This is a genomic window from Microbacterium shaanxiense, from assembly GCF_054779995.1.
Window position 1 is genome coordinate 688,730 of record NZ_BAAGXE010000002.1, and the last position, 21,648, is coordinate 710,377.

General features: G+C 65.7%; 18 protein-coding genes. 16 read left to right on the forward strand and 2 right to left on the reverse strand.

The window, feature by feature from the left end; translation table 11 throughout:
• Nucleotides 1-43 precede the first annotated feature (43 nt).
• From ACYVG2_RS08220 to ACYVG2_RS08270, 11 genes are all read left to right on the forward strand, one after another.
• The gene (locus ACYVG2_RS08220; RefSeq protein ID WP_460780515.1) at nucleotides 44-1,552 is read left to right on the forward strand and encodes an ABC transporter substrate-binding protein; all 1,509 of its coding nucleotides are present in this window, start codon (nucleotides 44-46) and stop codon (nucleotides 1,550-1,552) included.
• A 16-nt stretch (nucleotides 1,553-1,568) separates the two neighbouring features.
• Nucleotides 1,569-3,155 (forward strand): arylsulfatase, encoded by a 1,587-nt coding sequence (locus tag ACYVG2_RS08225; RefSeq protein WP_460780516.1) that lies wholly within the window; start codon nucleotides 1,569-1,571, stop codon nucleotides 3,153-3,155.
• 92 nt (nucleotides 3,156-3,247) lie between these two features.
• On the forward strand, nucleotides 3,248-4,789 hold the full coding sequence (locus tag ACYVG2_RS08230) for an ABC transporter substrate-binding protein (RefSeq protein WP_460780517.1): 1,542 nt from the start codon (nucleotides 3,248-3,250) through the stop codon (nucleotides 4,787-4,789).
• Nucleotides 4,790-4,842: 53 nt separating this feature from the next.
• A complete protein-coding gene (locus ACYVG2_RS08235) occupies nucleotides 4,843-5,781 on the forward strand; it encodes an ABC transporter permease (RefSeq protein ID WP_460780518.1) in 939 nt (312 codons plus the stop codon).
• Nucleotides 5,778-7,556, forward strand: a complete 1,779-nt coding sequence (locus ACYVG2_RS08240; protein WP_460780519.1) for a dipeptide/oligopeptide/nickel ABC transporter permease/ATP-binding protein — start codon at nucleotides 5,778-5,780, stop codon at nucleotides 7,554-7,556. The genes ACYVG2_RS08235 and ACYVG2_RS08240 overlap by 4 nt, the downstream gene beginning before the upstream one ends.
• Nucleotides 7,553-8,389 (forward strand): ABC transporter ATP-binding protein, encoded by an 837-nt coding sequence (locus ACYVG2_RS08245; RefSeq protein WP_460780520.1) that lies wholly within the window; start codon nucleotides 7,553-7,555, stop codon nucleotides 8,387-8,389. The genes ACYVG2_RS08240 and ACYVG2_RS08245 overlap by 4 nt, the downstream gene beginning before the upstream one ends.
• A 2-nt stretch (nucleotides 8,390-8,391) precedes the next feature.
• A complete protein-coding gene (locus ACYVG2_RS08250) occupies nucleotides 8,392-10,848 on the forward strand; it encodes a glycoside hydrolase family 3 N-terminal domain-containing protein (RefSeq protein ID WP_460780521.1) in 2,457 nt (818 codons plus the stop codon).
• Nucleotides 10,848-11,933 carry a cupin domain-containing protein gene (locus ACYVG2_RS08255; RefSeq protein ID WP_460780522.1) on the forward strand — a complete coding sequence of 362 codons (1,086 nt, stop codon included), beginning with the start codon at nucleotides 10,848-10,850 and terminating at the stop codon, nucleotides 11,931-11,933. The genes ACYVG2_RS08250 and ACYVG2_RS08255 overlap by 1 nt, the downstream gene beginning before the upstream one ends.
• A complete protein-coding gene (locus tag ACYVG2_RS08260; protein ID WP_460780523.1) occupies nucleotides 11,930-12,769 on the forward strand; it encodes a fumarylacetoacetate hydrolase family protein in 840 nt (279 codons plus the stop codon). The genes ACYVG2_RS08255 and ACYVG2_RS08260 overlap by 4 nt, the downstream gene beginning before the upstream one ends.
• Nucleotides 12,769-13,353 carry a maleylpyruvate isomerase N-terminal domain-containing protein gene (locus ACYVG2_RS08265; RefSeq protein WP_460780524.1) on the forward strand — a complete coding sequence of 195 codons (585 nt, stop codon included), beginning with the start codon at nucleotides 12,769-12,771 and terminating at the stop codon, nucleotides 13,351-13,353. Before ACYVG2_RS08260 ends, ACYVG2_RS08265 begins: the two co-directional genes overlap by 1 nt.
• Entirely contained in the window at nucleotides 13,329-13,931 is a 603-nt protein-coding gene (locus ACYVG2_RS08270) for a flavin reductase family protein (RefSeq protein ID WP_460780525.1), read from the forward strand. The genes ACYVG2_RS08265 and ACYVG2_RS08270 overlap by 25 nt, the downstream gene beginning before the upstream one ends.
• Here the strand turns inward: ACYVG2_RS08270 and ACYVG2_RS08275 are convergent.
• Nucleotides 13,880-14,851: a LysR family transcriptional regulator gene (locus ACYVG2_RS08275; RefSeq protein ID WP_460780526.1), complete on the reverse strand. Its 972-nt coding sequence runs from the start codon at nucleotides 14,849-14,851 to the stop codon at nucleotides 13,880-13,882. The two genes, ACYVG2_RS08270 and ACYVG2_RS08275, sit on opposite strands and share 52 nt — an antisense overlap.
• Nucleotides 14,852-14,976: 125 nt before the next feature.
• On the opposite strand from ACYVG2_RS08275, the gene ACYVG2_RS08280 reads away from it, so the two are divergent.
• The 5 genes from ACYVG2_RS08280 (at nucleotide 14,977) to ACYVG2_RS08300 (ending at nucleotide 20,100) form a co-directional block, all read left to right on the forward strand.
• Nucleotides 14,977-16,620 (forward strand): thiamine pyrophosphate-binding protein, encoded by a 1,644-nt coding sequence (locus ACYVG2_RS08280; RefSeq protein WP_460780770.1) that lies wholly within the window; start codon nucleotides 14,977-14,979, stop codon nucleotides 16,618-16,620.
• A gap of 61 nt (nucleotides 16,621-16,681) precedes the next feature.
• Nucleotides 16,682-17,737 (forward strand): ABC transporter substrate-binding protein, encoded by a 1,056-nt coding sequence (locus ACYVG2_RS08285; RefSeq protein ID WP_460780527.1) that lies wholly within the window; start codon nucleotides 16,682-16,684, stop codon nucleotides 17,735-17,737.
• On the forward strand, nucleotides 17,718-18,542 hold the full coding sequence (locus tag ACYVG2_RS08290; RefSeq protein WP_460780528.1) for an ABC transporter ATP-binding protein: 825 nt from the start codon (nucleotides 17,718-17,720) through the stop codon (nucleotides 18,540-18,542). Before ACYVG2_RS08285 ends, ACYVG2_RS08290 begins: the two co-directional genes overlap by 20 nt.
• Nucleotides 18,539-19,321, forward strand: a complete 783-nt coding sequence (locus ACYVG2_RS08295) for an ABC transporter permease (protein ID WP_460780529.1) — start codon at nucleotides 18,539-18,541, stop codon at nucleotides 19,319-19,321. The genes ACYVG2_RS08290 and ACYVG2_RS08295 overlap by 4 nt, the downstream gene beginning before the upstream one ends.
• Nucleotides 19,318-20,100 carry an ABC transporter permease gene (locus tag ACYVG2_RS08300; protein WP_460780530.1) on the forward strand — a complete coding sequence of 261 codons (783 nt, stop codon included), beginning with the start codon at nucleotides 19,318-19,320 and terminating at the stop codon, nucleotides 20,098-20,100. The genes ACYVG2_RS08295 and ACYVG2_RS08300 overlap by 4 nt, the downstream gene beginning before the upstream one ends.
• A gap of 34 nt (nucleotides 20,101-20,134) precedes the next feature.
• Here ACYVG2_RS08300 and ACYVG2_RS08305 read toward each other — a convergent pair whose 3' ends face one another.
• A complete protein-coding gene (locus ACYVG2_RS08305) occupies nucleotides 20,135-21,628 on the reverse strand; it encodes a CoA-acylating methylmalonate-semialdehyde dehydrogenase (protein WP_460780531.1) in 1,494 nt (497 codons plus the stop codon).
• Between the last annotated feature and the right edge of the window lie 20 nt (nucleotides 21,629-21,648).

The following is a 21,648-nucleotide window of genomic DNA, read 5'->3' on the forward strand; positions in this document are numbered from 1 at the left end:
AGGAGAACACATGCGCTTTACACCACTCATTCGCCTCGGGGCAGTGGCGACCATCGCCTCAGTAGCGCTCACCGCATGCAGCGCCGGAGATGTCGAACCCGCGGCGTCGGACGATGTGGGAAACGCACCGCTGCTCACGATCGGCTCCCTGCAGGAACCGACGAGCTGGGATCCCGCGCAGGCAAATGAGGGGCACCTCGCGCCGATCTATCAGTCGGTGTACGACACGCTCATCAAGCGCGAACCGGATGGCGAATTGTCACCCATGCTGGCGACTGATTGGACAGTCGCTGACGACGGCCTCTCGCTCGAACTGGATCTGCGTACCGATGTGACTTTCACCGACGGTGAGGCGTTCGATGCCGAGGCGGTCAAGACGAATATCGAGCACTTCCAGAGTGCGAACGGTCCGCTGCAGAGCAACCTGGCCAGTGTTGCGTCCGTCGACATCGTGGACGAAGACACCGTGATGCTCAACCTGGTCTCCCCCGACCCGGACCTTCCGTACAACCTGGCGAACGCGGGCGGCTACATGGGAAGCCCAGCGGCGCTCGGGACGCCCGAAATGGCACTCGTTCCTGTCGGGACGGGTCCGTACACTCTGGATGAGGCGCGTTCCGTCACCGGTTCCACGATCGCGCTGATGCGAAACGACGAATACTGGGGCGATCCGCTGCCGTTCGACGAAGTCGATTTCAAGATCCTCACCGACGAGACCGCGCGGCTCAACGCCCTGACTTCGGGGCAGGTCGACGTCGCAGCGCTCAACCGCGCGGCGTCAGCGCTGCAGGCGAAGTCTGCTGGCTTGAACGCCCCTGACGCATACAGCACTGGGTGGAGCGGCATCCTCTTCTTCGATCGCGACGGTGCGCTTCAGCCCGAACTCTCCGACGTACGCGTCCGCAAGGCGCTCGCGCTCGCGATCGATTCGGAGGCTCTCGTCGACGTCGGCTGGGAAGGGCTCGGATCGCCGACATCGCAGATCTTCGGTCCGCAGACGGAAGGCTTCGATGAGTCGCTCGAGTCCTCGTACGAGTACGACCCCGAGGGCGCGAAGGGGCTGCTCGCCGAAGCCGGCGCGGAGGATCTCGAGATCACATTACCGATCAGTCCCGTCTTCGAGCCGATCATCTACGACGCGATCGTGCAGAACTGGGAAGACGTCGGTGTGAAGGTGAATCGGATGCAGTGGGGACCGGGCGAGGCGGTTCCCGCGATGCAGCGCGGCGATGTGCCGCTCGCGTTCATGCAATTGGCGCAGCGGTCGGACTGGAACACGACGCAGTTCGTTCTCGCTCCGGAGGCACCGTGGAATCCGCTGGGTTCGAGCGATCCCGAGTTGGACGCGCTGATCGCTTCGTACCCGACCGCCAGTGAATCGGAGCAGGTGACGATCGCGCGCGAGATCAATGAGTGGGTCATCGACAACGTATGGTTCGCTCCCGTCATGCGACCCGACCAGTTCGTGTTCTCCGGCGATTCCGTCGAGTTCGACGTGCAGGTTCAGCAGGCCGTTCCGTCGATCTACAACTACCGCCCTACAGGTGAATGAACTGCGAGGACGACGAATGAGCATTTCATCTGATGCGCCCCCGAACATCGTGTTGATCCTGGCCGATGATCTCGGGTTCTCGGACATCGGCTGCTTCGGTGGCGAAATCCCGACGCCGTATCTCGATGCGCTCGCCGAGGAGGGGGTCCGTCTCACGCAGTTCTACAACACCGCTCGTTGTTCGCCTTCGCGGGCGTCGTTGCTCACAGGGCTGCATCCGCACCAGACCGGGGTGGGAATCCTCACGCGCGACGATACGCCCGCAGGTTATCCGGGGACGTTGAACGATCAGTGCGTGACTCTCGCCGAGGTCCTCCGCTCAGCGGGGTATGCGACTCACATGGTCGGGAAATGGCATGTCAGCGGTCGGATCGATGAGCCGAACAGCACGTGGCCGACGCGCCGAGGGTTCGACACCTTCTTCGGAACGCTGGACGGCGGTGGCAGCTATTACACGCCGCCCGCGCTGTACCGCGACGAGCAGCGGGTCGCAGTACCTGACGACTTCTACTACACCGAGGCCGTCGCGAGTTCGGCCGCAGACACGATCAGGGATCACGTGCGGGACCGACCCGACGAGCCGTTCTTCTCGTACGTCGCCTTCACCGCGCCGCACTGGCCGCTCCAAGCGCCGGAATCCGCGGTTGCGCAGCACGCCGGACGGTACGACGCAGGATGGACGCACGCGCGTCGGACGCGAATCGATCGTCAGGAAGAGCTCGGACTCTTCGGTGACGATGAGTTCGTCGAAAGCGATGCTGATCCTCGGGTGCCCGTGTGGGATGACGATCTCGAACAGAGCTGGCAGGCGCGCCGCATGGAGGTCTATGCGGCGCAGGTGGCGCTCATGGATGAGGGGATCGGGCACGTGCTGCGGGCGCTCGACGAGAGCGGAGTCGCGGAGAACACCTGCGTCGTCTTCCTCTCGGACAACGGCGGCTGCGCGGAGGAGATTCCGGTAGGCGGAGGGCCACTGCCTTTCGCACGCACGACGGCCGGTGGCGAGCCGATCGCGTTCGGCAACACCAGCGAGGTCTGGCCGGGGGCCGTGAACACGTTCGCCAGCTACGGCCGTGCCTGGGCGAACGTGTCCAACACCCCGTTTCGTGAGTACAAGCACTGGGTACACGAGGGCGGCATCTCGACGCCGTTCATCGTGCGCTGGCCGATTGCGACGCCCACCGTGGCTGCGATCAGAGATCGTCCGCATCAGTTGACCGACATCATGGCCACTTTCGTGGAGATGGCCGGAGCGAACTACCCCGAAGAGCGCGGAGGCTCGCCCGTCGCTCCGCTGGAAGGAGTGAGCATGCTCTCGACGTGGCGAGGAGAAGTATCCGCCGACGATCGAACACTCTACTGGGAGCACGAAGGGAACGCCGCGGTCCGTCGCGGTCGGTGGAAGTTGGTGCGGAAGCATCCTGGCGCGTGGGAACTCTACGACATCGCGCTCGACCGTGGCGAGACGACCGATCTCGCACGTGAACAGCGGTCCGTCGTGCGTGAGCTGTCGGATGGGTATGCGGCCTGGAGCGGGCGGGTCGGTGTTCTACCGCGCGAAGTCTGGGAGCCGCTGTACTCGCGTGCGGCCCTGGGCGGGTAAGCAGTTGCAAAACTACTGAACAGTATTTAGTATTACGTCGTCGGGCAAAGTGGCACGGCGATTCCCGAACCAATGACGTTGTAGGAGAACACATGCGTTCCGCACCATTCATCCGTCTTGCGGTGGCGGTAGCCGTCGCCGCGTTGACGCTGACCGCCTGCAGCGCAGGTGGTACCGAGAACGACGAGCCGAGCGGCTCGGAGACCGCACCCCTGCTCACGATCGGCTCCCTTCAAGAGCCGACGAGCTGGGACCCGGCCCAGGCGAACGAGGGCCATCTCGCTCCGATCTTCCAGTCCGTGTACGACACGCTGATCAAGAAGAACCCCGACGGCGAACTCGTCCCGATGCTGGCCACCGAGTGGACGACGAGTGACGACAACCTCTCGCTCACGCTCGACCTGCGCACCGATGTCACCTTCACCGACGGCACGCCCTTCAACGCCGAGGCTGTCAAGGCGAACATCGACCACTTCCAGACGGCCAACGGACCCATGCTGGGCAACCTGTCCAGCGTGGCCAGCGTCGACGTCGTCGATGACGACACCGTCACGTTGAACCTGTCTTCGCCCGATCCCGACCTCCCGGCTAACCTCGCGAACGCTGGTGGGTATATGGGCAGCCCCGCGGCTCTCGCATCACCGGATCTCGCGACCGCACCTGTTGGGTCCGGGCCGTACGTGCTCGACACGAGTAAGACCGTCGTTGGATCCACCATCCTGGTGACGCGCAACGAGGACTACTGGGGCGAAGCGCTCCCATTCGACACAGTCGAGTTCAAGATCCTGACTGACGAGACGGCGCGACTCAACGCACTCACCTCCGGCCAGATCGACTTCGCTTCGCTCAACCGAGCCGCGTCTGCGCTTCAGGCCGAAGCCGCGGGCCTCAACGCTCCCGAACCGTTCTCGGTCAACTGGGGCGGGATCCTGTTCTTCGACCGAGACGGTGCATTGCTGCCCGAACTCGCCGATGTCCGTGTACGCGAGGCGCTCGCCATCGCCATCGACTCCGAGGCGCTCGTGCAGGTGGGCTGGGAAGGGCTCGGAGCCGAGACCTCAGAGGTCTTCGGTCCCGAGACGTCTGCCTACTCGAAGGATCTCGATGACGCCTACGCATACGACCCGGAGCGCGCCAAGGAACTTCTGGCGGAAGCCGGCGCGAGCGACCTCGCGTTCACACTCCCCGTCAGCGGTGTCTTCGAACCCGTCATCTACGACGCGATCATCCAGAACTGGGAAGACATCGGCGTGACCGTGACCCGTCACCAGTGGGGTCCGGGTGAGGCGATCCCGTCCATGCAACGAGGTGAGTTCCCGCTCGCGTTCATGACGCTCGCGCAGCGTTCCGACTGGGGCACGACGCAGTTCCTGCTCTCGCCGGATGCTCCGTGGAACCCGATGGCATCGACCGATCCTGAGCTGGAGAACCTCATTGCGGAGTACCCCCTCGCCGATGAGGACGGCCAGGCTCAGATCGCACGTCAGATCAACGAGTTCGTCGTCGACAACGTGTGGTTCGCGCCGGTGATGCGCCCTGACACGTTCAATTTCTACGGCGACAGCATAGAGATCGTGCCCCAGGTGCAGCAGGCTGTGCCGTCGATCTACAACTTCACGCCCAGCGGAAAGTGATCGGGAGGGACCCCGCTCTCGCGGGGTCCCTCCCTCTCCACAGGAGAATATTCATGCCCTTCCTTCTGAAACGCCTCATCTCGGCGGTGTCGCTCGTCTTCGCGACCTCGCTCATCGTCTTCCTGCTCGTGTCGCCCGCGTTCGACGACATTGCACGCAACGTACTCGGCGAGAACGCCAGCGCGGAGCAAGTCGCGCAGTTGAACGCGGAGCTCGGGTTGGATCGTCCGATCTTCGTGCAGTACTTTGACTGGCTGATCGCTGCGGTGCAGGGCGACTTCGGCACATCGTTGTTCACGTCGCAGTCCGTATGGGCCGCGATCGGGGTACGGATGCCCGTCACCGTCGCGATGGTCGTCCTCGTGACGCTGATCAGCGGCGTCATCGGCTTCGCCGTCGGCATTGTCTCGGCTGTGCGGCGCGGATGGGTCGACAAAGCCCTGCAGTTCTTGAGCACCTTGGGCGATGCGCTCCCTGCGTTCATAATCGCGCTGTTCCTCGTCACGGTCTTCGCGATCCAACTCGGATGGCTGCCCGCCACCGGGTACACCGACTTCAGTACCGATCCGGGTGCATGGGCGCGGAGTCTCGTCATGCCCGTCGCCGCACTGACCATTCCGGCGATCGCCGGAATAGCGCAGCAGGTTCGCAGCTCGATGCTGGCGATGATGCGCCAGGACTACGTACGCACGCTCCGTAGCCGTGGTCTTTCAGAAACCAGGGTCGTTCTCGTCCATGTGCTGCGCAACTCCTCTACGACCGGGTTGACGGCGCTCGCCGTGCAGGTCGTCGGCATCCTCGGCGGCGCCGTGGTGATCGAGCAGGTCTTCGCGCTTCCCGGTCTCGGTAGCCTCGCCATCGAAGCCGCAGTGCGCACGGACGTCCCACTGATCCTCGGAGCAGTGCTCGCCTATGTCGTGATCGTCGTCATCGTCAACTTGCTGGTCGACCTCGCCGTCGCCTGGCTGAACCCGAAGGTGCGTCTCTCATGAGCCAGACAACCACTCTCGTGGCCGCTGCGCGTGCCGCAAAGCAGGGAGCGTTCCGGCGCTTCCTTCGCAACCCCCTCGGTGTCGCGGCGGCCACCGTCCTCCTCATCATCGTCCTCAGTGCACTTGTCGCGCCGTTCCTCCCGCTTCCATCACCCGACCTCGTCGTGCTCCGCGATGCGATGCAATCGCCCAGCGCACAGCACCTCCTCGGAACTGACGCATCGGGACGAGACGTACTGAGCCGTCTCCTCCTCGGTGCACAGGTCAGTCTCGCCGGCGCCGCCTTGGCCCTCGTAGTCGCCCTCGTGGTTGGGCTGCCCACCGGTCTTCTCGCCGGGTACTACGGTGGCCCGTTCGACGCCGTCGCCAACTGGTTCAACAACCTCAACATGGCACTGCCGGGAATCGTGCTGCTGCTCGCGGTACGTGCTGTTGCGGGTCCGTCGATCTGGATATCGATGGGTGTGTTCGGCGTTCTACTCGCGCCGGGGGTCTTCCGCATCGTGCGTGCCTCGGTTCAGGCCGTTCGTGGCGAGCTCTACATCGACGCGGCTCGGGTGTCCGGGCTCGGCGACGCCCGCATCATCGGTCGTCACGTGCTGACAGTCGTACGCGCGCCCGCCATCATTCAGTCTGCACGCCTCGCCAGCATCGCCATCGCGGTGCAGGCAGGGCTTGAGTTCCTCGGCATCGCGGACAGCTCGGTGCCGTCGTGGGGCGGGATGCTCAACGAGGGGTTCCGTCGGATCTTCGTCAATCCGTCGCTGATCTTCTGGCCGAGTCTGGCAATCGGGCTCACCACCATGGCGCTCATCCTGCTCGGAAACGCGATGCGCGACGCCCTCGAGGACCGCGATGCCGGAGACAGCTCGAAGGTGGGCCGCCCGCAGCCTGCCAGCGTCGCGTCGCTCACGGATCGCACCGAGGCATCGCTGCTGTCCGTGCGCGACCTTGAGGTCAGTTACGGAATCGGTGATTCGAAGAACACCGTCGTGCATCATGTCTCGCTGGATATCGCTCCCGGCGAGGTACTCGGCCTTGTCGGCGAATCGGGATCAGGTAAGACGCAGACCGCGTTCTCGGTTCTCGGCCTCCTCCCTGACGGCGGCTGGGTCTCGCGAGGATCCATCCGATTCGACGGTACGGAACTAGCGACGCTCAGCACCGCAGAGCGGCGCAAGCTGCGCGGAACGGACATCGCCTACGTTCCTCAGGAGCCGCTCAGCAACCTCGACCCGAGCTTCCGTATCGGGCAGCAGTTGACCGAGCCGCTGCGTACGCGGCTCGGCTTGTCGAAGACGCACGCGAAAGAGCGTGCCCTCAGCCTGCTCGCCAAGGTCGGCATCCCCGACCCGGAGGCGACCTTCCGCGCCTATCCGCACGAGATCTCGGGCGGCATGGCGCAGCGCGTCCTCATCGCGGGTGCTGTCGCGGGAGAGCCGAAGCTCCTGATCGCCGACGAACCCACAACCGCTTTGGACGTCACTGTGCAGGCCGAAGTCCTTGATCTGCTGCGGGACCTGCAGAGCGAGACCGGCATGGCAGTGCTCCTCGTCACCCACAACTTCGGGGTCGTCGCGGACATCTGCGATCGGGTAGCCGTCATGAAGGCGGGACGGATCGTCGAGACCGACGACGTCGACACGATTCTGCGGACGCCGAGCGATCCTTATACTCAGACCCTCCTCGCGTCGATGCTCGACGAAGGACCGGTCCGCACCTACGTGGCTCCGACAACCGCCGGCGCTGCCTCATCAGAGGGGAGCAGAGGATGAACGCATCCGAAACGCTGCTGAGCGTAGACGACCTCGAGGTCGTCTACCGCGGCCGAGGACGAAAGGTCTTCACCGCGCTCACCGGTATCTCGCTGCATATCCGGCCGGGCGAGACTCTTGGCCTGGTGGGAGAGTCGGGGTCGGGAAAGACGACGATCGGTCGCGCCATCCTCGGGCTTGCTCCCGTATCCAAGGGAACGATCGCGTTCGACGGGCGCGACATCACGAATGCCGGTGCGAGCGATCGGCGATCGCTCGCACGCGAGATGCAGGTCGTCTTCCAGGACCCGTACACGTCGCTCAATCCGTCGATGACGGTCGCTGACATTCTCGCCGAACCGCTCCTGATCCAGGGGTGGACGCGCAAGGACGCATACGCGCGGATCCGCGAGCTCCTCGATCGGGTGCACCTGCCGGCGGATGCCGAACGGCGCCTGCCCCGTGAGTTCTCGGGCGGACAGCGCCAGCGCGTGGCGATCGCCCGGGCCATCGCGCTCAACCCCCGGCTGATCATCTGCGACGAGCCCGTCTCGGCACTCGATCTCACGACTCAGGCGCGCGTGCTCGATCTCCTCATCGAGATCCAGGAGGAGACGGGTGTCGCATACTTGTTCGTGTCGCACGACCTCGGGGTCGTACGGCATATCAGCCATCGGGTGACAGTGCTGTACCGAGGTGAGATCGTCGAAGCGGGCGATGTCGATCAGGTCACCGCCCGGCCCGAGCACGCGTACACGAAGCGCTTGTTCATGTCGGCACCTGTTGCCGACGTCGCTATCCAGCGGGAACGTCGCGAAGAACGGCGCCTCTTGGCGACCGGTTCGGAAAGATGAGGATGGAAAACACGACCATTACCGCCGCAGGACGCTCGGCGCGACACACGGACGGCACGGCCTACCGCGATCTCAACGGCAATGGGGTGATGGACCCTTACGAGAATCCGCGTCTGCCCGTTGAGGAGCGCGTCGAGGATCTGCTCTCCCGACTGTCTCTCGCCGAGAAGGCGGGGCTCATGGTGCAGTCGGTGGTCAGTGTGACCGATGACGGTGCGATCGACGGCGCAGAGATCGCGCCTCGTGAGCTCAGTGCACGCCAGATGATCGAAGAGCGACACGTGACCCATCTGAACGTGCACCGCATTCCCGACCCTCGCGCGATGGCTCGATGGAACAACGAAGTGCAGCGCGTCGCCGAGCAGGCGCCGCACGGCATCCCCGTGACGATCTCGACCGACCCTCGGCACTCGTTCACGGAGAACTGGGGAGCATCCTTCAGCGCCGAGCATCTGTCCGCCTGGCCGGAGCCTCTCGGACTCGGTGCGATCGGAGACGAGACGACGGTTCGAGATTTCGCCGACATCGCACGCCGCGAGTACACGGCGATCGGCATCAGGCTCGCACTGCATCCCACCCTCGATGTCGCTACAGAGCCACGCTGGGCGCGCCAATACAGCACCTTCGGACAAGATGCCGAGACTGTGGCGAAGCTGGGCGTCGCGTACGTCGACGGCTTCGAGGGAAACGAGGGGCTGGGTGCTCAGAGCGTCTCGTGCATGGCGAAGCATTTCCCTGGCGGCGGACCGCAACGTGACGGCGAAGACCCGCACTTCGATTACGGCAAGGAGCAGGACTACACGGGCGACATGTTCGACTACCATCTCGAACCGTTCCGCCGGGTCATCGCCCGCGGCGTCCCTGCGATCATGCCCTCCTACGGCATCCCGATCGGGCTGACTCTGGACGGCGAGCCTGTCGAGGAGGTCGGGTTCGGGTTCAACCGCCAGATCATCACCGGCCTGCTACGTGAAAAGCTCGGCTTCGACGGAGTGGTCTGCACGGACTGGGGCTTGGTCACCGAGTCCCGCATCGGCGGCAAGGTGCTGCCACCGCGGGCCTGGGGTGTGGAGCACCTCACGGAGCTCGAGCGGGTGCAGAAGATCCTCGAGGCGGGCTGCGATCAGCTCGGCGGCGAGGAAGAGCCGGGTTACATCGTAGAGCTCGTCGAATCGGGTGCGATCGACGAAACTCGCATCGATGAGTCGGTTCGGCGTCTGCTTCGCGTGAAGTTCGCGCTCGGGCTGTTCGAGGACCCCTACGTCGACGAGGACACCGCGACCGATTCTGTCGGCACGGAGGAATACCGCGCCGCCGGGCATGCCGCTCAGGCGCGATCGATGGTCGTGCTGACCAACGGCCTGTCCTCATCCAACCCGGCGCTCCCGCTGCGGCGCGGGGCGAAGGTGTTCTCCGAGGGGCTATCGGACGCATCGCTCAAGAAGGCGGGCCTGATCCCTGTCGCCGATCCGACGGATGCCGATGCGAATATCGTGCGGATCGCTGCACCCTACGACCCTCGTGACGAGTTCGCTCTGGAGGCGAGCTTCCATGCAGGCTCGCTGGAGTTCGCACCGGAGATCGTTGAACGGTTGCAGGCGCTCTCCGCGCACGCGCCGGTCATCCTCGTGGTCCACCTGGAGCGCCCCGCGATCCTCGAGCCTCTCTTCCCGAGCTGTGCGGCGGTGCTCGTCGAATTCGGTGCCTCCGATATCGCAGTGCTCGAGGTGCTCACCGGCCGCACGCAGGCCGAGGGGCGCCTGCCATTCGACATCCCGCGCTCGATCGAGGCGGTGCGCACTTCCCGTGTCGACGTTCCCGGAGATTACGCGAGCCCCCTCTTCCCCGCTGGACAGCCGAGCGCGCCCATCCGTCGGAGGGCGCCACGTCGAACGTACGCCCAGGGACGCGAGAGCCAGGATCTCATCCTCGAGACCGCACTGGAGATCATCGAGCGGAAGGGTTACGGGGCGACGTCGCTGCGCGATATCGCCGACGCGGTCGGTATGACTCAGGCAGGTCTCCTGCACCACTTCGGGACGAAGGAGAATCTGCTCGTCGAGGTGCTGCGACAGCGCGACATCGTCAACCGGCGTATCGTCGCCGCGCAGGGCGGAGACGACCCGATGACGATCCGGGTCGCGCGTCACAATGAGTCGGTTCCCGCGCTGGTCAATCTCTACGTCAACCTCGAAGCCGCCGCGGCGGATGCAGAGCATCCCGCGCATGAGTTCTTCCTCCGACGCGAGAACGAGGTGCTCGCGAGCATGCGACGAGACATCGAAGCCCGTCAGCAGGCAGGCATGCTCGCACAGGACGTCGACGCCTCGATGATGGCTCGGGTGTTCCTTGCACTCTCCGACGGACTGCAGGCGCAATGGGGAATCAACCCCGAAGTGGATCTCGGCGGAACGATCGAATGGCTCTGGGCCCAGTTCGCGGCGAAGAAGGGCGAGTGATGCAGGAAATGGACGGGCGGATAGATTCGCCCGAGCTCGAGCAGCTCTACATCGACTTCGAGACGAACTCGATGGCCCCGCTGTGGACACAACGTGACGATCTCATGCCGATCACTCCGACACCGCAGGCAGTCCCCCACGTCTGGCGATGGAAGACGCTGTACGACATCGCGCAGCGTTCGGGAGAACTCGTCCCCGTCGGGCGTGGAGGGGAGCGGCGCGCGATCGGGTTGCGCAACCCCGGCCTGCCGGGAACGGCCTACGCGACGCCCACGCTGTGGTGCGCGATCCAGTACCTGGGCGGACACGAGACGGCGCCCGAACACCGTCACAGCCAGAACGCCTTTCGATTCGTCGTCGAAGGTGAGGGTGTCTGGACCGTCGTCAACGGCGACCCTGTCCGCATGTCCCGTGGGGACCTTCTGCTCACTCCGGGGTGGAATTTCCACGGTCATCACAACGACACCTCCGAGCCGATGGCGTGGATCGACGGACTCGACATCCCGCTCTCCAATTACACGGATGTCGGTTTCTTCGAGTTCGGGTCCGAGCGGGTCACCGATGAAGCATCGCCGGAGTTCTCCCGCGCCGAACGGCTGTGGGCGCATCCTGGCCTGCGACCGCTGTCCGGGCTCGAGAGCACGGTCTCTTCGCCGCTGAGCGCCTACCGCTGGGAGCACACGGATGCGGCCCTGCGCGAGCAGCTCGCGCTGGAGGATGAGGGCTACCCGGCGACGGTCGAACCCGGCCACGCGGCGATCCGGTACACCAACCCCACGACGGGTGGCGACGTCATGTCCACCATCCGGTGCGAGTTCCACCGGCTGCGCGCCGCTGCGGAGACGCCGATGAGACATGAGGTCGGATCCAGCGTGTGGCAGGTGTTCGAAGGCAGCGGCTCGGTGCGAATGGGCGACGAAGTCCACGCGCTGCAGAAAGGTGACCTCTTCGTCGTGCCGAGTTGGGTGCCGTGGTCGCTTCGCGCGGACGGAGAATTCGACCTGTTCCGATTCAGCGACGCTCCAGTGATCGAGCGCCTGGGGTTCGCGCGCACGCACGTGCCGGGCAGGGACGGTGTCGCATGAGGCTGGCGACGCTGCGCTCACGAGAAGGCACCACCGCGGTGATCGTGCACGACGACTCCGTGGTGGAGATCGCCGGAGTACGCGATGTCGGGGAGCTTCTCGCGCATTCCGACTGGCGTGAACGCGCGCTGGGTGCCGACGGCGTCCAGCACGCTGTGGAGGAGATCACCGATGATCGCTGGGCGCCGGTCGTACCGCGGCCGGGAAAGATCATCTGCGTGGGGCTGAACTACCGGTCGCACATCGTCGAGATGGGGCGCCAACTTCCGCAGCACCCGACGCTGTTCGCGAAGTATCCGGAGGCGCTCATCGGGCCCTACGACGAGATCGTGCTGCCCCCGCACGCCGATTCAGCAGTCGACTGGGAGGCCGAGCTCGCGGTCGTGATCGGCATGCCTGTACGCGATGCGGATCGCGAGAGCGCGGCGGCCGCCGTCGCTGGGTACAGCGTCATCAACGACGTGACGATGCGCGACTACCAGAACCGCACGTTGCAGTGGCTTCAAGGCAAGACGTTCGAGGGGACGGCGCCGTTCGGTCCTTACCTCGTCACCACGGACGACTTCGCGCCGGGTCCCCGCATTCGTTGCACGGTCAACGGCGAGGTCGTTCAAGATTCGGTGACCGACGACCTGGTGTTCGATCCGGTGGACCTCGTCGCCTATGTGTCGAGCATTCTGACGCTGCAGCCGGGCGACGTCATCGCGACGGGGACACCAGGCGGCGTGGGGCACGCACGAGTCCCGGCCCGCTATCTCGCTGACGGCGACGAACTCTTGACCGAGGCGGACGGGATCGGCATCCTGCGCAACCGCGTGCAGGGCCCCTCCCTCTGATGGCCGACCGTACGGACAACGTCACCGACCCGAGTCTGCGGGCGGGTCTGCTCGCCGCGCGGCGCGGTCAGGCGTTCTTCGCACGCATGCTCAATGACCTGCGAGACGCCGACTTCACGGGGTCCTCGCTCATCCCCGGTGTCTCACGGTCGCGGCTCGTCGCCCACGTCGGATACCACGCGCGCGCGTTCGTACGTGTGGTCGAGGGGGCGGGACGCGACGAGTCCGTCCCCCTCTACCGATCCCCGCACCAGCGGGTAGAGGAGGAATCCCTCGGATCCACCCTCCCGGCCGAGGCGCTACGCAACCTCGTCGCCCACGCGGCCGTGCACCTGAACGTGGAATGGCGTGACCTCCCCGAGTCGGCGTGGACCAGGCGAGTGCAGCTGTCCGACGACGACTTCGGTCCGGTCTCGCGCACGGTCGCGCTGCGCGCCGAGGAACTTTGGGGCCACGCCATCGACCTCGGCAACGGCGCCCTTCCCGCCGACATCCCTGATGATCTTCGCGAGCGCTCGCTTGCACACCGTTCTTGTCCGCTTCTCCAGGAGGCTCAATCATGTTCGTCGACGCGTCGACTCTGAACCCCGCCGAAACCTATCGTCTTCTCGTGGGGTCGGTCGTCCCTCGACCGATCGCGTGGGTGACCAGCGGCGTCGCGCCTCACACGGTGAACCTCGCGCCGTTCAGTTCGTTCGCGTGGGTCAGTCAGCATCCCGCGATGCTGGGGTTCACCATCAATCGTCGTGCGGCCGGGCTGAAGGACACTGCACGCAACATCGAGCGCGACGGCGAGTACGTGGTCAACATCGCGCGCGAGGAGCAACTGGCGCAGGTGCACGCCAGCTCCGAGCTGATGGCGCCGGACGTCAGTGAGGCGGAGGCGCAGGAACTCGAACTCGCGCCCTCGAACATCATCACCGTGCCCCGATTGGCCGCTGCTCCCATCAGCATGGAGTGCGTGCATGAGCGTACGATCTCGTTCAGCCCCACCGGAGGGGACTTCGTCGTCGGGCGCGTGGTCGGGTGGAACATCGACGAGTCCGTGATGCGGGACGGGCGCATCGACACCGAGCTTCTCCGGCCGCTCGGACGTCTCGCCGGGCCGCGCTATTCGACCCTTGGCACCGTGATCGAGCTGCCACCGGTTCCCGGCGGCTGAGCTGTCTCTGGCGTTCCCTGTGTCGAAAGCGTCGCGCGCACGATGTTGAGGAACCAGGCTGTCGCCGTGTTGGTCCCGGCATCGTGATGGGAGACGAGGTGGATCGACGTGGTCGGAGAAGGGAACGGCAGCTCGAGAAGTTTCGTCCCGGTGGGAAGAGCGATCGCGGCGAACGCATCGATCGGAACGATTGCGACGAATCCGCAGCGAGCGACGATCCACGGCAGGGAGGTGAACCGGGGCACCTCCACATGGGGGATCCGCGAGAGGACACCCGCGCCCAGCGTGGTGACAGCCTCGGTGATCGCGCGGTGGCCGGCCGACGAGCCGACCCTGGCCTCGGGGAGGCGGCGCAGATCATCGACCCGAATTCTGCCGTCGTCGTCCTCGAGAGCAGATGGCACAAGGCAGGCGTAGCGGTCCTGGAACAGGACTTCCTGATTCACCGGTCCCGCAACCGGGGAACTCGTGATCGCCGCGTCGATATCGCCCGACAGCACGTCCCGCGCCACTGTGTCGATGTCGAGGGGGACGACTTCGATCGAGATTCCCGGCCCGTCGTGGCCCGTCGCCAGCAGGATGCGCGGGAGCAGTCCGGCCTCGCCGAGGTCGGTGAGCGCTATGCGAAATCGGCGCTGTGACATCGTCGGGTCGAAGCGATTGCCGTCTTCCGCGATCGCGACTATCCGCGAGAGCGGACTGCTGATCTCGGCGTACAGATCTGCGGCGAGGCGCGTGGGGCGGACGCCCGTCCCGGTGCGGATGAAGAGCTGGTCACCGAAGTGCGCCCGCAGTCGCCGGAGAGCGTGGCTGACAGCGGGTTGCGACACGCGGAGCGTCTCTGCGGCTGAGGTCAGATTCTTCGCACGGTAGACGGCGACGAAGGTCCGAAGCAGGTTGAGGTCGATGTTCGCCAGCATGTCTCTATTATTCATCAGGTGAATAAGACAGATGCCTATTATTCATTGGACGCACCTGGGTGGCGCACCTAGCGTGGTCTCAGGTCGCCGATGACCTGAGAAACGGATTCAGTGCAGTGACGCAGATGATGAAGGTGGCCGATGCTGTCGGCCGAATGCTCGCCGAGTTGGGCCTGTCTCAGGTGTTCGGAGTGGTCGGGAGCGGCAATTTCCGGGTGACCAACGCGCTCGTCGCTTCCGGTGCGACGTACGTCGCGGCCCGGCACGAAGCCGGTGCGGCATCCATGGCCGATGCGTACTCCCGCATCACCGGCGATGTCAGCGCGCTGAGCCTGCACCAGGGATGCGGGCTCACGAATGCACTGACGGGCATCACCGAGGCCGCGAAGTGCCACACGCCGCTCCTGGTGCTCGCCGCCGATACCGCCGTCGGCGACGTCACGTCGAACTTCCACATCGACCAGGACAGCGCCGTGCGTGCAGTCGGTGCCACGCCCATGCGCATCCACTCCGCCGAGACCGCGCTCGCGGATGCGGCGCGCGCGTTCCGGGTCGCCCAGCTCGAACGAGCCACGGTCGTGCTCTCGTTGCCGATCGACATCCAGGACCGTGAGATCGCGTATCCGGGCCCTCGGCCGGCGTCGAACCTCCGCGTGCCGACGCCGACCGTCCTGGCTCGGGACGCGACAGAACTCGCCGACATGCTCGCTGGAGCGGAGCGACCGATCATCATCGGAGGCCGTGGCTCGCGTGCGGCGAAGCACGACCTGCGTGAGCTCGCGGCACTGTCGGGCGCACTGCTGATCGCGTCGGGCGGCGCGCGCGGGGTGTTCGAGGGTGATGACTGGGCGCTCGATGTCGTCGGTGGCTTCGCGACCGAGAGTGCGGCGGAGCTCGTTCGCGACGCCGACCTCATCGTCGGCTTCGGAGTCGCGCTCAACAACTGGACAACGCGTGGCGGAACCCTGCTCGAGAAGGCGACGATAGTCCAGATCGACGACCGCGTCGACGCCATCGGCAAGCACCGACTGGTCGACCTGGGCATCGTCGGCGACACGCGTGCCGTCGCGCGCGCCGTGATCAAGGCGCTGACGGCCTCTGAGACGACACGGATCGGCTACCGCACTCCCGACATCGCCGAACGGGTTCGCGCAGCGCGCTACTGGGCGGACCAGGAAGTCGAGGCGGTCGACGAGCCGGGGTTCGTCGACCCTGCTGCACTGACCAACGCACTCGACGCGATGCTTCCGGACGAACGCGTCGTCGTCGTGGACGGCGGAAACGTCAATGCGTACCCCGGCGCGCACCTGAGGGTGCCCGATGACGAAGGCTACGTACTCCCGCTCTCATTCCAGTCCATCGGCCTGGGTCTTGCGAGCGTCATCGGCGCTGCCGTCGCGCGTCCGGATCGGACGGCCGTGCTCGGCACCGGTGACGGGTCATTGCTGATGGGGGCCGTGGAGCTGGAAACCGCCGTGCGGCTGCGGCTCGGCATGGTCGTCATCGCTTTCAACGACAGCGCCTACGGTGCCGAGATCCACCTGTTCCCGGACTCCACGTCTGAGGAGCAGGAGATCGTGCGTTTCCCTGACACCGACATCGCGGCGATCGCACGGGGCTACGGCTGCGACGCGATCACCGTGCGCTCGCTCGATGACCTCGGCGGCGTAGCGGCCTGGCTCGAGTCGGATCGCGATCACCCTCTGGTGATCGACGCGAAGATCACCGGCCGTGCCTCCTGGCTCATGGCGCGAGAGCACGGGCACTAGTCACAGCCACCAGCACGACGGCACCAGTAGACGTACGCAACAGAAACAAGGGAGTTTCATCATGATGCACAACACAGCAAGCCGTACCCGCAGGGCGCTCGCAGTCACGGGTGCCGTCGCCGTCCTCGTTCTCGTGGGATGCGCAGCAGACCCCGAGGGCGCTGCAACCGAGAACGACGATGCCGGCGGCGGGGGAGGCACGATCCGGGTGGCCTATCTGGCGACAGGATCATCGCTGCCGCTCTTCGTGACCGCCGAGAAGTACGCCGAAGAGGTCGGAATCGATGTCGAGTTGGTAGAGGTGGCGAGTGGCAACGAGTCGATCACCGGGGTCGCGACCGCCCAGTACGACGCCGGGTTCGCCGGCATCGGATCGGCAGCGTACAACGCCGTGGACGAAGGCCTGCCCGTGCGATACGTGGCCCCGATGCATTCGGGCTATATCGAGGACTACTTCATCATCTCGTCGCAACTGGCCGGCTCGTCCGACGAGGCGGCCGCGGTGGCGGACGACATGTCGCAGCTCGCGGGGCAGACGTTCGCCGTGAACGCGCCGGGGGTCGTCACCGAGGCGCTGCTCGGTTTCGCGCTCGAGCGCGGCGGGCTGTCGATGGACGATGTCGCGCTCGAATACATCCCCTTCCCCGATCAGGTGCCCGCGCTCGCCAACGGCGGCATCGCGGCCGGCATCCTGTCGGAGCCGTTCCCCACGCAGGCCGAGGAGAACGGATCGGGATACCGTCCGTGGGCGACGCCTACGGATGAGGATCCGCTGCCCTTCACCGGCATCATCTACAACACCGACTGGGCGGACGAGAACCCACAGCTGGCGGAGGACTTCATGCGCGCCTACGCGATGGCCGCGGAGGACCTCGACGCGAACGGCTGGGACACGCCGGAGATGCTCGACCTCGTCGAGCAGTACACGGGGGCGGACCCTGCGATCGTCGCCGCCTCGCGTCAGCACCACATCTCGGCCGACCTCGACGTGGACTTCGACGTCCTGCTGCGCTACCAGGAGTTCTTCATGGAGCAGGGGTCGCTGAACTACGACGAGATCATCCCGGAGGAGGACATCTGGGACTTCAGCTGGCGCGATGCAGCCCTCGAGAACTGATGCGGGCGAATCGATGACCGTGCAGGCCCGGCCGAAGGTCCGGCTCACCGATGTGAGCAAACGGTTCCCGGGGAAGGAGCAGGTGACGGCGCTTGAGGGCGTCTCGCTCGATATCGCGGAAGCCGAGTTCGTCTCGATCGTCGGTCCTTCGGGCTGCGGCAAGTCGACGTTGCTGCGGCTCGTGGCCGGCCTCCACGAGCCCTCCTCAGGAACCGTCGAGATCCGAAGCACCAAGCCCGACCGTCCGAAGACGGCGATGGTGTTCCAGGAGCACGCTCTCTTCCCGTGGATGTCGGTGCGCGACAACGTCATGTTCGGACCCCGCAACCGCAACGTGCCCAAGAAGGAGGCGGCCGAGATCGCCGATGAGCAGCTGGGCCGGCTCGGCCTCGGACGCTTCGGCGACTTCTTCCCGCATCAGCTCTCCGGCGGGATGAAGCAGCGAGTCGGCATCGCTCGGGCGCTCGCTCAGGATGCCGAAGTGCTCCTCATGGACGAGCCGCTGGGCGCTCTGGACGCACAGACGCGGACGCTGTTGCAGGAGCAGATCCTGGAGCTCCGCCAGCAGACGAAGCCGACCGTGCTCTACATCACCCACGCGATCGACGAGGCGGTCTTCCTCTCGGATCGCGTCGTGCTGATGTCCGCACGGCCTGGGCGGATCCGCGACATCGTCGAACTCGACTTCGGTCCCGATCGCACACCCGAGCTGCGCGGCACCCCGGAGTTCGCTGCGCTGTCCCAGGACATCTGGAACCACCTCCGCGACGAGGTGCACGCGGCCATGGCGGTGGATGACAAGTGAGTTGGCGCGGCCTTCGCGAAAAGTGGGCGCTGTTCGTCGGTCCGATCGTCATCCTGCTCGGGTGGGAACTCCTGAGCCGGGCCGGCATCATCCGGGCGACCTTCTTCCCGCCTCCGACGCAGATCATCGCGCGCAGCGTGATCGTGTTCGAGCCGGATTCGGGGCTCGGGGGCGACATCATCGCCACGATCCTGCGCGTCGTCGTCACGATCATCCTCGCCGTGGTCCTGGGCGTCGGCGTCGGGATCGTGATCACACTCTCGCAGTGGATGGAGCGCGGCACTCACACGGTGCTCGCGTTCCTCTATCCCATCCCGGGGGTCCTGTTCTTTCCCTTCCTGACGTTCTTGCTCGGCCGCACCGAGATGGCGATCATCCTGACCGCGCTCGTGACTCCTCTCATCGTGATGGTCCTCTACACGGTCGCCGGCGTGCGCAGCATCGATCGCACGCTGCTTGAAGTGGCCGAGAACTACGGCTCACGTGGAATGCGGCAGTTCTTCGGCATCCTCGTACCCGGCTCGCTGCCGTCCATCGTCACTGGCATCCGGGTTTCGCTCGGGTTCACGCTGATCGCCGTGATCGCGATCGAGATGGTCGGCGCCCCGAACGGGCTCGGTCAGTTCCTCTGGTCGAACTGGCAGATCCTCCGCGTCACCGACATGTACGTCGCGCTTCTGATCATCGCGATCATCGGGCTGCTCAGCTCAGTCGGGTTCGACGCGGTCGCCGATCGCCTGCTGCCGTGGCGACGCGACGTCCAGGGGGCGCAGATATGAATTCGACAGTCCGGCGCTGGGCGCAGTCCTGGGCCATCCCGATCCTCATCCTCGTGCTGTGGGAGGTGCTGACCCGCGCCGGCCTGCTCGACCCGCGATTCTTCCCGCCGCTGAGCGACATCATCATGACCACGGTCGACGAACTCGTGAACGGGAGGCTGGGGCTCGACCTCGTGCTGACGGTCCAGCGACTCCTGGTGGCCTTCGTCCTCTCAGCGGTGCTGGGTGTCGCGATCGGCGTCGCGTCCGGACGGTGGCGCACCGTCGAGATGCTGATCCGTCCCGTGACCGACACGCTCTACCCCCTGCCGAAGATCGCGCTCCTGCCGCTGTTCATCATCATCGTCGGGCGCGGCGAGGTGGCCTACATCATCACCGCCTTCGCGACCGCGTTCTTCCAGATCATCATCAGCACACGCGGGACGGTTCGGGACGTGCCGACGGACCTCATCGAGGCGGGGAGGAGCTTCGGGGCGACCGGCTTCCGATTCTTCACGCGCCTCTTGTTCCCCGCGATCGCGCCAGGGTTGCTGAACGGCTTGCGTCTCGGGATGGCGACCTGCCTGATCACGCTGATCGCCGCCGAGTTCGTCGGCGCCGAGTACGGGATGGGGGCCGCCATTCGCAGGGCGGGCCAGCAGTTCGCCGTCGAGGAGGTCTACGCAGGGCTCCTGATCGTCGGACTGCTCGGCCTGGCGATCAACCTCGTGTTCCGTCTGATCACGCCGCTGGTGCTGCCGTGGCAGCGCCGCGTTCAGCCCGCGGCGGTCGGCCGGTGAGGGCGACGGCGGTGACGAGCGGAGTTTCGGGTCGCTAGGCGTTCTGCGGGAAGCCGAGGTTGATGCCGCCGTGGCTCGGATCGAGCCAACGCGTGGTGACGGCCTTCTCGCGGGTGAAGAAGCGGAAGCCCTCGCGACCATACGCTTTCGTGTCGCCGAAGGCGGAGGCCTTCCAGCCGCCGAAGGAGTGGTAGGCCACCGGCACGGGGATGGGCACGTTCACCCCGATCATGCCGGCCTCGATCTCGTACTGGAACCGGCGAGCGGCACCGCCGTCGTTGGTGAAGATCGCCGCCCCGTTGCCGAATGCACCGGCGTTGATGAGTTCGACGCCTGCTTCATAACTGTCGACGCGCACGATCGAGAGCACCGGACCGAAGATCTCGTCCGTGTATGCGCGAGATGATGTGGGCATGCGGTCGAGCAACGTCGGGCCGAGCCAGAACCCGTTCGGATCTCCGTCGGGGGCGATGTCGCGGCCGTCCACGACCACCTCGGCGCCGTCCGCGGCAGCGATGTCGATGTACGAGGCCACCCGGTCGCGATGCTCTCGCGTCACCAGCGGTCCCATGTCGCAGTCGCGACGGCCGTCGCCGATGCGCAGACGACGCATCCGCGAGGTCACCTTCTCGATGAGATCGTCTGCGACCGGTTCGACCACGACAGCGACCGAGATGGCCATACAACGCTCTCCCGCCGAGCCGAAGCCGGCGTTGACCGCTGCATCGGCGACCTGGTCGAGGTTCGCATCGGGGAGCACCAGCATGTGGTTCTTCGCCCCGCCAAGGGCCTGAACACGCTTGCCATGGCGGGCCGCGGTCTCGTAGATGTAGCGCGCGATCGGCGTGGAGCCGACGAACGAGATCGATGCGACTTCGGGATGCTCGAGCAGAGCATCCACGGCCACCTTGTCGCCGTGCACCACGTTGAAGACGCCGGCCGGCAGGCCGGCCTCGTGCAGCAGTGCGGCGAGCCAGAGTGCGGCGGATGGGTCCTTCTCGCTCGGTTTGAGGATGACGGCGTTGCCCGCCGCGAGGGCAACGGGGAAGAACCACATCGGCACCATCGCGGGGAAGTTGAACGGGCTGATGATCGCCGCGATGCCGATGGGCTGGCGGAAGGAGTGGACGTCGACGCCTGTCGAGGCGTTCAGCGAGTAGTCGCCCTTGAGCGCTTCGGGGAAACCGAGTGCGAACTCGACGACCTCCTGGCCGCGGGCGATCTCACCGAGAGCATCCGAGACGACCTTGCCGTGCTCGGAGGTGATGATCTCGGCGAGCTCGCCTTTTCGTGCATCCAGCAGCTCACGAAAGCGGAACAGGATCGTCTGCCGTCCCGCAGCGGAAAGATCGCGCCAGGCGGGGAACGCTCGGGCTGCCGCACGGACGGCCGCATCGACGTCGGCTGTCTCAGCCAGCACGACGGATCCACTCTGCACGCCGGTGGCGGGGTCGAACACCGCGCTCGTACGGCGGTCGGGCAGGTCTACGCGCGCACCATCGATCCAGTGGGGGATGCGGTCGGTCATCGAAGCCTCTTCTTCTCGGA

Coding starts and splice junctions, on each gene's coding strand:
- ACYVG2_RS08255 (WP_460780522.1), top strand. CDS start 10,848: ATGCAGGAAATGGACGGGCGGATAGATTCGCCCGAGCTCGAGCAGCTC.
- ACYVG2_RS08270 (WP_460780525.1), top strand. CDS start 13,329: ATGTTCGTCGACGCGTCGACTCTGAACCCCGCCGAAACCTATCGTCTT.
- ACYVG2_RS08245 (WP_460780520.1), top strand. CDS start 7,553: ATGAACGCATCCGAAACGCTGCTGAGCGTAGACGACCTCGAGGTCGTC.
- ACYVG2_RS08225 (WP_460780516.1), top strand. CDS start 1,569: ATGAGCATTTCATCTGATGCGCCCCCGAACATCGTGTTGATCCTGGCC.
- ACYVG2_RS08260 (WP_460780523.1), top strand. CDS start 11,930: ATGAGGCTGGCGACGCTGCGCTCACGAGAAGGCACCACCGCGGTGATC.
- ACYVG2_RS08230 (WP_460780517.1), top strand. CDS start 3,248: ATGCGTTCCGCACCATTCATCCGTCTTGCGGTGGCGGTAGCCGTCGCC.
- ACYVG2_RS08300 (WP_460780530.1), top strand. CDS start 19,318: ATGAATTCGACAGTCCGGCGCTGGGCGCAGTCCTGGGCCATCCCGATC.
- ACYVG2_RS08305 (WP_460780531.1), bottom strand. CDS start 21,628: ATGACCGACCGCATCCCCCACTGGATCGATGGTGCGCGCGTAGACCTG.
- ACYVG2_RS08280 (WP_460780770.1), top strand. CDS start 14,977: ATGATGAAGGTGGCCGATGCTGTCGGCCGAATGCTCGCCGAGTTGGGC.
- ACYVG2_RS08290 (WP_460780528.1), top strand. CDS start 17,718: ATGCAGCCCTCGAGAACTGATGCGGGCGAATCGATGACCGTGCAGGCC.
- ACYVG2_RS08240 (WP_460780519.1), top strand. CDS start 5,778: ATGAGCCAGACAACCACTCTCGTGGCCGCTGCGCGTGCCGCAAAGCAG.
- ACYVG2_RS08285 (WP_460780527.1), top strand. CDS start 16,682: ATGATGCACAACACAGCAAGCCGTACCCGCAGGGCGCTCGCAGTCACG.
- ACYVG2_RS08235 (WP_460780518.1), top strand. CDS start 4,843: ATGCCCTTCCTTCTGAAACGCCTCATCTCGGCGGTGTCGCTCGTCTTC.
- ACYVG2_RS08265 (WP_460780524.1), top strand. CDS start 12,769: ATGGCCGACCGTACGGACAACGTCACCGACCCGAGTCTGCGGGCGGGT.
- ACYVG2_RS08250 (WP_460780521.1), top strand. CDS start 8,392: ATGGAAAACACGACCATTACCGCCGCAGGACGCTCGGCGCGACACACG.
- ACYVG2_RS08275 (WP_460780526.1), bottom strand. CDS start 14,851: ATGCTGGCGAACATCGACCTCAACCTGCTTCGGACCTTCGTCGCCGTC.